The 11992-nt window shown below is 62.2% G+C and carries 12 protein-coding genes; 7 read left to right on the forward strand and 5 right to left on the reverse strand.

The features are described 5' to 3' along the window. The first annotated feature begins 537 nt into the window (after positions 1-537). The 3 genes from ACFR99_RS19760 (at position 538) to ACFR99_RS19770 (ending at position 3466) form a co-directional block, all read left to right on the forward strand. Positions 538-1215 (forward strand): formyltransferase family protein, encoded by a 678-nt coding sequence (locus ACFR99_RS19760; protein ID WP_390291323.1) that lies wholly within the window; start codon positions 538-540, stop codon positions 1213-1215. A 347-nt stretch (positions 1216-1562) separates the two neighbouring features. Continuing rightward, entirely contained in the window at positions 1563-1772 is a 210-nt protein-coding gene (locus tag ACFR99_RS19765; RefSeq protein ID WP_390291326.1) for a hypothetical protein, read from the forward strand. Positions 1773-1867: 95 nt separating this feature from the next. Then, the gene (locus ACFR99_RS19770) at positions 1868-3466 is read left to right on the forward strand and encodes a cobyric acid synthase (protein WP_390291328.1); all 1599 of its coding nucleotides are present in this window, start codon (positions 1868-1870) and stop codon (positions 3464-3466) included. Between the two features lie 35 nt (positions 3467-3501). Here the strand turns inward: ACFR99_RS19770 and ACFR99_RS19775 are convergent, their stop codons facing one another. Then, complete coding sequence (locus ACFR99_RS19775; protein ID WP_008011840.1) at positions 3502-3888, reverse strand: ribbon-helix-helix domain-containing protein; 387 nt, start codon at positions 3886-3888, stop codon at positions 3502-3504. 193 nt (positions 3889-4081) lie between these two features. On the opposite strand from ACFR99_RS19775, the gene ACFR99_RS19780 reads away from it, so the two are divergent. The 4 genes from ACFR99_RS19780 (at position 4082) to ACFR99_RS19795 (ending at position 8306) form a co-directional block, all read left to right on the forward strand. Beyond that, a complete protein-coding gene (locus tag ACFR99_RS19780; protein ID WP_390291331.1) occupies positions 4082-4333 on the forward strand; it encodes an MTH865 family protein in 252 nt (83 codons plus the stop codon). Positions 4334-4547: 214 nt separating this feature from the next. Beyond that, complete coding sequence (locus tag ACFR99_RS19785; protein WP_390291334.1) at positions 4548-6656, forward strand: bacterio-opsin activator domain-containing protein; 2109 nt, start codon at positions 4548-4550, stop codon at positions 6654-6656. A 523-nt stretch (positions 6657-7179) separates the two neighbouring features. Then, complete coding sequence (locus ACFR99_RS19790; RefSeq protein ID WP_390291337.1) at positions 7180-7446, forward strand: hypothetical protein; 267 nt, start codon at positions 7180-7182, stop codon at positions 7444-7446. A 107-nt stretch (positions 7447-7553) separates the two neighbouring features. Next, the gene (locus tag ACFR99_RS19795) at positions 7554-8306 is read left to right on the forward strand and encodes a zinc metalloprotease (protein ID WP_390291350.1); all 753 of its coding nucleotides are present in this window, start codon (positions 7554-7556) and stop codon (positions 8304-8306) included. A gap of 96 nt (positions 8307-8402) precedes the next feature. Here the strand turns inward: ACFR99_RS19795 and ACFR99_RS19800 are convergent, their stop codons facing one another. The 4 genes from ACFR99_RS19800 to ACFR99_RS19815 form a co-directional block, all read right to left on the reverse strand. Beyond that, positions 8403-8753 (reverse strand): winged helix-turn-helix domain-containing protein, encoded by a 351-nt coding sequence (locus ACFR99_RS19800; protein ID WP_390291340.1) that lies wholly within the window; start codon positions 8751-8753, stop codon positions 8403-8405. Positions 8754-8910: 157 nt separating this feature from the next. Then, positions 8911-9720, reverse strand: a complete 810-nt coding sequence (otsB, locus tag ACFR99_RS19805; RefSeq protein ID WP_390291343.1) for a trehalose-phosphatase — start codon at positions 9718-9720, stop codon at positions 8911-8913. 3 nt (positions 9721-9723) lie between these two features. Beyond that, complete coding sequence (locus ACFR99_RS19810; protein ID WP_390291345.1) at positions 9724-11457, reverse strand: alpha,alpha-trehalose-phosphate synthase (UDP-forming); 1734 nt, start codon at positions 11455-11457, stop codon at positions 9724-9726. Positions 11458-11653: 196 nt separating this feature from the next. Beyond that, positions 11654-11992, reverse strand: a 339-nt coding sequence (locus ACFR99_RS19815) for a zinc ribbon domain-containing protein (RefSeq protein WP_390291348.1), incomplete at its 5' end; no start/stop codon positions are given.

Here is an 11992-nt window from a genome sequence, read left to right on the forward strand (position 1 = left end):
CCATGGGGTCGCGGGGCACAATGTCGTTGCGGTAAAGCCCCGTCCTCAAGGAGTGACCGACCGCCGCAAGGCGGGAGGGAGCGAGTAGGACGGGGTAGTTTACAGAAGTCTCCCCCAGTTTCGATTACATTCATCTCGACGATGAATTGGCCGAGAAGTGAGTATGCGCACTTGCCACCGGGAATGCTACCAGCTTTAATAGATATTCTCACTGTCGTGCAAGATACAAAACGCGAATGTGGCACAGCCCAAATGTCAATCTGCGAAGATTAGTGACACGTGCTGACCAGAGAGCATCCTAACGATACTAATAGTAGTTCACTCCACCTTCAGAATCCGCACTTGCAGGCGGATATTGAAGTCGAAAGTCCTTGTGTGTTAGCGTGAATGCGATGTGAGAGTGTCTGCGTACTGTTGGAGGACGATTTTGTACCCGCGTATCGGGCAATGGCGCTCCAGAAACTGGTTAATCAGACTTCTGTCGAGATCTCTCTTGTCGTAATCAACGACGAGTCGCGTCGGCTCCGAGATCGATCAATGGGTTATCTGCTTCGTCGGAGCCGAAACTGGGGAGCGTGGCTTCCGGTGTGGGCCGTCACGAAACTCTCGAGGATGATACGCGGTCCACCCTCCTACGACGAACCCCGTCACTTCTCGACTGTCGACGCACTCGAGAACGCAGACGTGGTACGGTGTTCGCCCAACTGGGAGGACGAGATCTGGCGGTCGATCCCCGATCCGGTTGTCGACAGGATCGCGGACGAGGCGGACGTCGTGGTTCGGTTCGGATTCGGGCTCCTCACGGGTCGGCTCCTCGACGCCCCGGAGTGTGGTGTTCTCTCTTTCCACTTCGGCGACATCAGGGAGTACAGAGGACGTATCGGCCCTCTCTGGGAGTTTATCGACGGCAAGGGTTCGGTTGGCGTGACCCTCCAGCAACTTACCGACCAAATCGATGGTGGACGGATCGTCGCCATCGATCACGTTCCCATTCACGACCACGACACGTACGGCGCGATCAAATGCCGACAACGCACCTCCGTAATGAGCGAGTTACTGATCGACGGACTGGAGAGCCTGAACAACCCCGACTTCGAACCGACCGTTCCGGACTCCTTGGGAACATACCGATCCGCGCCTAGCGCGCTCGAAATTCTCGCGCTCCTTCGAAAACACGGTGCTAACGCGATTCGACGAGAACTCTCTGCGCTCTGACTGTGACGCCAGTGATCTACTGGAGCGTACTAGTGCCTGCGCCTTGTATTTATCTTGGTAAGAATTATATTTAATTGCTGTGGATTAGTGTTAGGTTCTTATATTAACCAACCATACAATTTAACTCTAAAAATTAAATGAATAATGTGGATTTGCTGTATCTATTGGAGAGATCCGTAATCCCTCCGGTAACGCCTTGGCCTGTACTTATCGAGTCAGGATTCCTACAGAGTCGTCGTGAATGTCGTTCTATGATATTCTCATATAACGGACACAAATCGGCAGTCCAGAGAGTCACATTCGTCCGCAAGGAACAGTGGGAACCGTCGTCGCATCGATGGACCTGCATGAAGGTCGTCTTCAACCTGGGCAACGCGTATGAAGAGCTCAACTGTTTCGACTTCCGCGAGTACGAACACGGCATCGTCCTCCGTAACGAAGAGGGATACAACATCGGCTACGTTCCGCACGAAATCCTGAGCCACATCGTACCTCATCCCAGCGAACAAGTCGCGTTCGAAAACGGACAGTTGCCGGAACCCGGAGACGACGAGTGACGGCAGGGTAGACGAACTGATACGAGAGCCGTCTAGATTCCTCGAGGCGAACCGATAGGACAATACACCCTGCAGCGGGAGTACCGCCAACGCGGATGACACGAACGCTTCTCGTCGCCGGAACCGCGAGTCACGTCGGCAAGTCGACGGTCGCGGCCGGCCTCTGCCGATTGCTTGCCGACCGTGGGGTCGATGTCGCGCCGTACAAGGGCCAGAACATGAGTAACAACGCGCGCGTCGTCGTTCGGCCGGACGTAGACGGCAAGCGGGGTGGCGACACTACCGCCACTACCGACGACCGATGGGGCGAAATCGGCGTCTCCCAGTTCGTGCAGGCTCGAGCGGCCCGCATGACCCCGACCACCGACTGCAACCCGGTCCTCCTCAAGCCTCGCGGCGACGGCGAGAGCCAGCTGGTGTTGCAGGGTGAGGCCCACGACCACGTGCCTGCGGGAACCTACTACGAGGAGTACTGGGACCGAGCGCGCGAGGCCGCCGAACAGTCGTATCGTCGGCTGGCCGCCGATAACGACGTGATCGTCGCCGAGGGCGCGGGCAGCATCGGCGAAATCAACCTTCACGATCGAGACCTCGCGAACGTCGAGACTGCCGAGTTCGCCGATGCCGATATTCTCCTGCTGGTCGACATCGAACGCGGCGGAGCCTTTGCCAGCCTCTATGGGACGATCGAACTCGTCCCCGACGCGCTTCGCGAGCGGATCGTCGGCGCGGTCATCACCAAGTTCCGCGGCGATCCATCGCTGCTCGAGCCTGGCATCGAGGAGATCGAATCCCGAACCGGCGTGCCGATCCTGGGCGTGCTTCCCTACGACGACCCCGGCCTTCCCGAAGAGGACAGCGTCGGCCTCCCCGGCAGCGAGGAGCGAGGTATCGTCGGTGACGATGATGGCGTTCCCGATGATCGACGGATTCGGATCGCCGTGCCCCGACTGCCCCGGATCTCGAACGCGACCGATCTCGAGGCGCTGGCGGACGAACCCGGCGTCTCGGTGGTCTACGTGCCAGTCGACGGCGCTGGAGACGACCCGCTCGAGGGGATCGACGCCGACGCAGTCGTCATCCCGGGGACGAAGAATTCGGTCGACGACCTGCTGGCGCTCCACGAGGCCGGCTTCGCCGACGCGCTCGCGGCCTTCGACGGCCCGGTCGTCGGGGTCTGTGGTGGCTACCAGATGCTCGGCGAGCGGATCACCAACGCCGCGCTCGAGGGGACAGGCACAGACGATGTTGTCGATGGACTCGGCCTACTGCCGGTCGAAACCCGCTTCGAAGGGGACAAACGACTCGAGCAGACGTCGGTGCCCGTCGACAGGTCGGCGTCGCCGCTGCTTGCGGGTGCCAACGGACCTGCGTCGGGCTACGAGATCCACGCCGGCCGGACGCGGTCGCTCGAAGATGTGAGTCGGCCACTCGGTGACTCGAGTGCGGCCCAGGGCCAGGTGCTCGGAACGTATTTGCACGGTCTGTTCGACAACGAATCGGTTCGGACGGCGTTTCTCGCACACGTCGCGACGACGGCAGAGGTCGACTGGCCGCCGCGGGCGGAGACGGAAGCGTCACCGTCGACGGACCCGGACGCGACGGAGGCTGGATCGACGCCGTACGATCGCGCGGCACGACTTGTCAGCGAGCACGTCGACCTGGCGGCGCTCGGCGAGCCGTTCGACGAATAAGAAGACATCGGGAACCAGAAGAGACGCGCGAGCGGCTACGACCCGTCGCGGTAGGTGCCGAGCAGTTCCTCGAGGATTATACACTCCTGGTCGGTCTCGTCGTAGTGAGTGTCGATGAAGCGTTCGGCGGCCTCGTAGTTGCCACGCAGCCCGTGTTTGCGGACGTTGATGACGGCGTCGAGGAAGAAGGTGCCACCGTCGGTCCCGAGCGCCTCGGCGTGGTCGCGGTCACTGATATCGAGTTCGGCCTGGATCTCGTCGAAGTTGAACGTCTTGACGTCGTGATCGTCGTTGATCAGGGTGAGGACGTACTCCGCGGAGAACCGGTAGAACTCGGATTTACTCTCGAACATACCGTCTTCGACGAGCGCGTCGATCTCTTCGACCACGTCGTCGGGGTACCTGACGGTATCTTTCGCCATGTACCTAGACTGGTCGGTACTGATTAATTATTGTTTCGCCCATTCATTCAGGGTGGAAAACCAACAGTGGAACGAACTGTCGGGCTGTGACCGAGCCCACGTGGACGAACAGAGACGCGGCGATCACGGGCCATGTTCCGAATCAGTGTCGACCTGCAGAGTTATTGGGGTCCGCACAAAAGAACGGACTGTCATGGCAGACGAAGCCGAACTCCGCGAGCAGATGATCGACGCGTTCGAAGACGCCGACTATCCGGTCTCGAGTCCGATGGACCTCGTCCCGGCGTTGCCCGACGGCCCGGGAACGAAATTCGAGTCCGGCGACTTCTCGATGACCGCGATGGAACTCAATACCAAGACCACGGGCGGCGATTTCCCCTACGATGACGTCGAGTCCCTCGTCGACGACCTGCTCCGGGAGCTCAAAAAGCAAGACGAGCTGTAGGCCACAGACGGCCATCAGTCGGGTTTTTGTTGGCGGGCAAGCGAGTCATACGGTCTGCTGTAACGATGTATCGGCATACTCGCAGGGCAGTAGCGTTTGCACTGGAAATAGCTGACAGTAGTCCGTATCGGACAGTGACCAGCAGACTTTTTATTCCATGGCGTAGTTGTGAGAGAAGAGAACGGATGCGAACTGGCTGGACGGAGCTACATGGATGACCGAGAGACAACGAGAGAGACCGATCGTCATCGTGACCGACACGCGTGCTCAGGAGAGTCGTCTTCGGCCGCGACTCGAGCAGGCAACCGAACGCGCTGTTCGAACAGTTCCCACACCCAGTGATCCCGAACGTCTCGTTGAATCGGTGAGGGTGCCCCCCACTACCGAACACGACGGCGGTGCGGAGACAAATCCGGCAAGCGGTGAGAAATCGGAATCGGCTAGCACGGCGGAGGCGGCACCCGCCGGCGAGACGGCGCCGATTACGCCGAGTGCCCTCGTCCTCGAACTCGACCGGCCAGCCGACATCCAGGCCCTGCTGCGGCGTGTCCACGCAGATCTGCCGGACGTGCCGACGCTCGTTGCACCCCACGACGGCAGCGAGCGACTCGCGACGGTGACACTCCGTGCCGACGCGACCGACTACGTGCCGACGGGAGGCGACGAGGACCCGATCGACCGGATCGTCTCGACATTCCAATCCGAAACCAGCACCAGCGCCCGCTCCGACGACGGCGACAGCCGCTATCACCATATCCTCGCAACCGAGTTGCCGGACGAGGCGTTCGTCATTGGCGAGGACGGTACTTATCTCGAGGCGAAGGTCCGTCCAGAATCGGGGGACCTCTACACCGTCCCCGCCGACGAGCTGGTCGGCACCACGCTCGAGGATGCGTTTCCCGATGCGGTCGCGGCGGACTTACAGGACTGTATCGATCAGGCGATCCGAACCGACGACGTGCAGTCGATCGAGTACCAGGCGGACACCACCGATGGGTGCCGGCAGTTCGAGGCCCGCGTCGTCCCAATCGACGAACGGATTCAGGGACGACGTGCCGTCGTCTGGCTGGCACGAGACATCACCGAACGCGTCGAACGCGAGCGTCGACTCCGCTCGCGACAGGACCAACTCGAGACGTTAAACCGGATCAACGCCGTCGTCAGACAGGTCATCGAGACGCTCGTCGAGGCGCCGGCCAGGGACACCATCGAACGCGAGGTCTGCGAACAGCTCGTCGACTCGGAGCTATACTGTGGCTCGTGGATCGCCGAGTGGACCGGCGACGGCCAACTGTCCTACCGGACCGGCGCGGGCGACGCCGAGGCCGTCCTCGAGTGTGTCCGTGACTGTTCTGCCGAGTATGAGAACCCGGTCGAACGGGCAGCACGCACGGGCGAGTTACGGACGACGAACGCCATCGTCGAGAACGAGTCGCTTCCCGAGGAGTTGCGGGAAGCAGCCCGCGCTGACGACGTCCGATCAGGCATCGTCGTCCCCATCACACACGAGGACGCGACCTACGGCGTACTCACCGTGCTCGCGAGTCGCGACGACGCCTTCAGCGAACGCGAGCGAGCCGAGTTCAGGCTGCTCGGCGAGACGATCGGCTTTACCATCATGGCCGTCAAAAACCGCCAGTTGCTCTTTGCCGACTCCGTCGTCGAACTCGAGTTCCGGATCGACGGCGGCGACACGTTCTGCTTCGATCTCTCCGAGCAATACGACTGTACCGGCTCGCTCGAGTGGGCCGGCACCACGTCGAGCGGACGCACCTTCCAGTACGTGACGGTCGACGGACTCGAGTGTGAGACGGTCCGCAAGGAGGCGAAGGCACACGACTCCGTCGAGGAGTACCGGCTCATCCACGACGGCGACGAGCGCTGTACGATCGAGCTACGGCTCTCGACGTCGGGCGTCCGCACGCTCGCAAACCACGGTGCGACGATCCGAGACGTCACTGTCGAGGACGGTGTCGGAACCTACCTGGTCGAGGTGTCACAGGACGCCGACATCCGTGAGATCGCGGAAGCGCTGACCGTCGCCTACGAGAACGCCGAGCTCGTCGCCAGACGAGAGGTCGATCGGGCGGTCAGGACGGCGGCCGAGCGGCGAAGCCGGATCCTCGACGAACTCACGGACCGCCAGCTGACGACGTTGCGACTCGCCTACTACGGCGGCTACTTCGACTGGCCACGCGAAAGCACCGGCGAGGAGATCGCGGAGGCAATGAACATCTCGCCGCCGACGATGCACCAACACCTTCGAAAGGGACTCAGGTCGATTCTCGGCGAGTTCTTCGAAAACAGTGCCGGTCCTGATTGATCCGGAATACTGTCAGTCAGTGCCGGCGCACCCGCGACCGTGCTGTGGACTCGCCGAGAACCAGGACAGGGGACCGTACGAGTTGACCCACGAGTGACGCATCGGACAGCGGTCGGCCGATGATCGAACTCGACTGACACCGTTTCGGTGGTGTCTTATCAGAAAGCGCCAGCAGACGTCGGCGTACCGTCCGAGAGCTGCAGTCGGTGGTGGTTCGAATGGCGTTCTCGCACAGCAGCCGTCGTTCGACTGACGCCACTGGCACAACAGTCTCGAGCCAAATAATAGTAGTTGATACGGACTGTACGCCCGGTTCGGCTCCGTTAGCAGAGTTCACTCCGGCGGCAGAATATGCTCGTCTAGCTGACAATCACGCACACTCGAGCCCCTTTCTTCGGAGACTGTCACGAACACTTAACTATCGGCTATATGAACCCGAGCACCAATACGCGTGACAGTCAGTCGATCGAATAGGAATGCGCGAGACGACAGCCGGCGCCCGATTGTGGGGGGTGGGGTGACCGTGGTCGCACTGCCGTTCGAGACCGTCTTTGAAGGCTCGAACGGTCGCTACTACACCGACTGGCAGGTTCGCCACCGGCTTCGGACCGGCGAGTGGACGTTTTGTATGCAACAGCAAACGCCCTCCCGCCGACTGGTCGAAACCGACGACGATGCATTGCTCCTGTTGGTTCCGATCGAACCCGAGGAGTTGCCGGCAGGGCGCGAGATCCGCGTTACCGGGCGCCGTGCCCGCGTCGTCGATACCCGGCGCGTGCCGTCGGCGTAGGGTGGGTCACGCCGTGGCCGCTCACGGACGGGCGCCCGCTTGTGACGATTTAATGTGCGATCAGATTCAGCCACAGAAACTGGGTGCCGGCTGCGAAACTCGCGCTCGTGAATCGTCGCGCGCTCCTTGGAACAGTCGGGTCAGCACTCTCACTCGGGACGCTGGCGTATACGACACGCGGGGCCACCGACACGCTCGAGGTCCGCGTCTGGCTCTCCGAACGTGCTGCGGCGTACGACGGCGTCGCCGAGCGGATCCACGAGTATCTCACCGCGACGCTCTCGCTTGCGTACTGGACGCTCGATGTCTCGATCGGCGGGACCGTCTCGGTCTCGACCGAGGACGCTGCCTGGCTTACCAGCCGTGGCGAGTGGCCGATGGCCGTCGCGGCAGGGGCTCTCGGCGGGCGCGACATCGAGCCGGCGTCGGACGTCAACCTGCTGGTCACGGACGGGAGCATGGACACGGCACCCACCGGCTACGGCGTTCCACACGTCGCATCCGTCGGTGGAGCACGCCATATCGCTGCTCTCGAGTCGTTCGCGACGGTCGTCGGCGACGGGCCGCGATCGCTCGCGCCGAACACGACGCCGGCACAGACGATGCACGTCCTCCTCCACGAAGTCGGCCACGCACTCGGTCTCGGTCACGAACACGGCACCGCGTTCGTCGACGGCGACACCGTTGTCGCGACGCCGATGCTCAGCAGCTATGCGTGGGATCCCGAGTACGACCGCGATCGCTCACAGTGTGGGGCGGCAATTCCCGACACGAACGATCGGCAACGACAGCTCAGCTTCAGTTTTTCGTCGTGCGCTCGTCGTCAGCTCGCGAGCTACGACGGCGATGTCGCTCCCTGACCAGTCAGTCGGCCCACGTCGAGAACGGAACTGTGTCGTGCCCACTCGAGGCGCCCGAATTCGGCGCGGTGGCCGAACCTGGACCGCAACTTCTCGTCACTTGTCGTCGTCGCTGTCCGTTTCACCGCGGGCAAAACTCGTCTGCGCCTCTCCGTCCGCGTCAGCGCTGGCGCTTGGCCCTTCGATGAGTGCTTCGAAGTCGTCGGCTTCGTCGTACTGGTCCTGGTACACCAGTGCCGCTTTCCCCATCGAGGTGATCTCGTAGAGGCCGGACCGTTCTGCGGGGCCGATCTTGCGGACGAGTCCGTAATCCTCGAGGACTGGGAGCCTCGTGTTGATGTTCTTCCGGCTTTTCCCCGTGTGCGAAGCCAGGTTCGTTGCGACGTTGCGGCCCTTGTCCTCGAGCGCCTCGAGGATCAGGAAATCAGTTGGTTGACGGAGTTTCACGTGTATTCACTCTCGTACCGCACTATATTTCCAGTGGTAACTAATACTTTCGGCTCGAATGGGTTTATCAGTATTAGTTATTAGTGTCGGTATTGATACGTTGGCCAGTGTGTCGCTGTATGCCGGGTGGGCCGGGACAAAGTGACTGGGGGCCGTATCACTCGAGCAGTTCGACGCCGGTCGAGCCGAGCCACGAGAGGAAGTCTGCGACCGCCGCCGGCGAGTCGACGCGAGCGGACGCGCTCGAGGGCTCGTCGCCGCCGACTCTGACCCCGATCCCGTCCGGTTCGACGGCTCGAAACGCCGACTCGTCAGTGACGTCGTCACCGACGTAGATGACGGTGGTTTCCGGTGGCTCGTCGGCAGCGATCACCTCGACTGCGTCTCCTTTGCCCCATTCGAGGTCCGGCCCGATCTCGAGGATTTGCTTGCCGGGTGAGAGTTCGAGGACGTCGCCACCGAACGTCTCGGCGAGGTCGCGGGTGAGCTGACGGACGATCGGGACGGTCGCCGGCGGGACGGATCGAAAGTGGACCGTCCCGGTCAGATGTTTGTTTTCGATCCGGCAGTTCGGCACGGGCTCGAGGGCAAGCTCGAGAATCGCACAGAGGCGTTCGATGCGATCGGCGTGCTCACGCGCGACCGGATGGACGGACACGTCGCCCTCACGGGCGAGCTCGAGTCCGTGATTCCCGGCGTAGATCGACGGGCCATCGATACGCTCGCGGACGTCCGAGAGGGCGCGACCGCTGATGACTGCCGTCGTCACCGAGGGGGTTTCTGCGAGCGTGGCCACTACGTCCTGATTGCGCTCGATCGGCCTCGCTGCGTCGGGATCCTCGACGATCGGCGCGAGCGTGCCGTCGAAATCCAGACAGACGAGGAGTCCGCTGGCGTCCGCTACCGTCGTCCGAATCCGTGGCAACTGCTCGTCGAGTGGTCGTGGCGGTGAGTCGGGCGCGGACATCGATTACACTGGTGGCGTCGGTTCCCGGGAGTCGAAATCGGTGTCCTTCCTCGTCTCGGATCGCCGGGTCTCGTCCCGGCTCTCAGGACCGCCCTGATTCCTGGGGTCGTCGTGCACACGTCTGATCCAGTCGAACTGCGTTTCCATCCACGACTGAATGTCGCCGCTGAACACGCGCTGACGGAGCGTGTTCAGCCGCCGCTGGCGCTCGTACGCCGACATCGAGAGCGCGTACTCGAGCTGAGCCGCAGTTCCGTCTCTGTCAGTCGGATCGATCGTCAGGGCGTGTGAGCCGAGCCGTTCGTGGGCACCGGTTCGGTCGCTCAACAGTAATGCGCTATCGCCGTCGGTGCTCGCCGCGACGTATTCCTGTGCAACCAGGTTCATCCCGTCGACCAGCGGGCTTACTACCATCACGTCGGCATGCCGATAGAGCGCGCAGATGTCCTCCCGTGGCAAGACGTCCTCCGTGTAGACGATCGGCCGCCAGTCAGCGGTCTCGAAGCGGCGGTTGATCCGCTTGACTTCGCTACGAACGAGGTCGCCGTACTGCTGGTAGGTTCCGATTTCGGTCCGCGAGGGCGTCGCCTTCTGGACGAAGGTGAACTCGCCGCGCCAGCCGGGATTGCGCTCGAAGAATCGCTCGAGCGCGGCCAGTCGTTCCGGAATCCCTTTCGTATAGTCGAGGCGATCGAGCCCCAGTCCGAGTGTGGTTTCCGGTGGTATTCCGTACTCCTCGAACAGCGACGAGAGGCGGTCGTGATCGGTCGAACGCGCGTCACTGTCGTATCCCTCGGCGTCGACGCCCATCGGGGTCGCGACGACGCGGGTCGTCCGCCCGTCGAAGTGAACCGTTCGACGAGCACGATCGACGCCGGCAGCCGGGAGGAACCGGTCGACACAGTCCAGAAACCGGTCAGCGTATCCCTCGACGTGGAAGCCGAGCAGATCGTTGCCGAGCAGTCCCTCGAGAACGTGACCGCCCGCGGGACAGTGCCGAAACGTCTCCGGTGTCGGCCACGGAATGTGCCAGAAGTGAGCGACGGTCGCGCTGTCGGGAATCGATTCGCGAATGAGCCGCGGTGCGAGCGCGAGGTGGTAGTCCTGCAGCCAGATCACCGAGTCCTCGTCAGCGTGATCGATGACTGCGTCGGCGAACCGCTCGTTGACCGTCCGGTACCACTCGAAGTCGTTCGATCGGTCCTCGATCAGATTCGGAAAGCCGTGGCAAAGCGGCCAGAGGACGCGATTGCTGAAGCCATAATAGTAGGAGTCGACCGCCTCATCCGAGAGCTCGAGTCGACGCAGTGTGTAGGCTTCCTCGTCCGGCGGGACGGCCACGCAGTTGCGATCGTCGGTGACCGCGAAGTCAGCGTCGCCGTCACCCCAGGCGATCCACGTCCCGTCGGTTTCCTTGACGACGGGATCGAGGCCGGCGGTCAGCCCGCCGGTCGGCTCGTCGACCGTAATCGACTGCTGGCGCTCCCCTCGAGCGAGCCCGCCGTCGGTCCCCAGTGACGGGTCCTTGTCGCTGCTTGGATCGGACCGAGAGTCCGAGACCGACTCGTCTTCGAACTCGTGGCGGTACGGCTGGCGGTTCGAGACGACGATCAGCGATCCGGGACAGCTCGGGCCGTCGTCTCCGGACCCGTCGGCCGTTCGTCCGCGGTCGCTGGCTCGAGCGCGATACTGTCGATCGGACACAGTCGTCGTCGGCAACCGCTCTGGAACTCGCATTCGCTGAAAGAGCACAGCCTCTCTACTGGTTGCTTCGCGGCCTGCGCTCGCTGGGGGGTTAATACGTTCCTGCTAGTCCCCACGGATGGCAGACTATCCGCTCACGGAGACAGTCAGGTAAACTACCCCACCCTACTCCCTCGGCGCTCAGCGCCTCGGTCCGTGAGGGTGGGGCTTTGATGTGGACTCCCGGCAATCAGTCCCCAGCAATACGCTGGTAACTCTCGCCGTTCAACGTCCCACCATTTATACGCACGTCTACTGGTGCGTCTCCGCTCCCCGACTTGGGCGAGGAACGGAGTCCGTGTGTCCGCTTCCGAGCGTACCGCGTCCCGATGTTCTTCGCGGCGTTGTAATCCGCGTTCACCTCGTACCCACACTTCTGGCAACAGAAGTGTTCTCCGTGGCGGTTACCGTCGTGCGTGAACCCACAGTCCGTTCGAGAACAGCGTTGAGACGTGTGATTCGGCTCAACTTGTTTCACGGAGACGCCCTTCTCAGGGGCCTTGTAGGAGACGTACTCGTATAACCGTCG

This window comes from Haloarchaeobius amylolyticus, assembly GCF_042678045.1.
Taxonomy (GTDB): domain Archaea; phylum Halobacteriota; class Halobacteria; order Halobacteriales; family Natrialbaceae; genus Natrinema; species Natrinema amylolyticus_A.

Bases quoted from the DNA above. Each gene is read 5' to 3' on its own strand.
- ACFR99_RS19760 (WP_390291323.1), top strand. From the start codon at position 538: ATGGGTTATCTGCTTCGTCGGAGCCGAAACTGGGGAGCGTGGCTTCCG.
- ACFR99_RS19765 (WP_390291326.1), top strand. From the start codon at position 1,563: ATGAAGGTCGTCTTCAACCTGGGCAACGCGTATGAAGAGCTCAACTGT.
- ACFR99_RS19770 (WP_390291328.1), top strand. From the start codon at position 1,868: ATGACACGAACGCTTCTCGTCGCCGGAACCGCGAGTCACGTCGGCAAG.
- ACFR99_RS19775 (WP_008011840.1), bottom strand. From the start codon at position 3,888: ATGGCGAAAGATACCGTCAGGTACCCCGACGACGTGGTCGAAGAGATC.
- ACFR99_RS19780 (WP_390291331.1), top strand. From the start codon at position 4,082: ATGGCAGACGAAGCCGAACTCCGCGAGCAGATGATCGACGCGTTCGAA.
- ACFR99_RS19785 (WP_390291334.1), top strand. From the start codon at position 4,548: ATGACCGAGAGACAACGAGAGAGACCGATCGTCATCGTGACCGACACG.
- otsB (WP_390291343.1), bottom strand. From the start codon at position 9,720: ATGTCCGCGCCCGACTCACCGCCACGACCACTCGACGAGCAGTTGCCA.
- ACFR99_RS19810 (WP_390291345.1), bottom strand. From the start codon at position 11,457: ATGCGAGTTCCAGAGCGGTTGCCGACGACGACTGTGTCCGATCGACAG.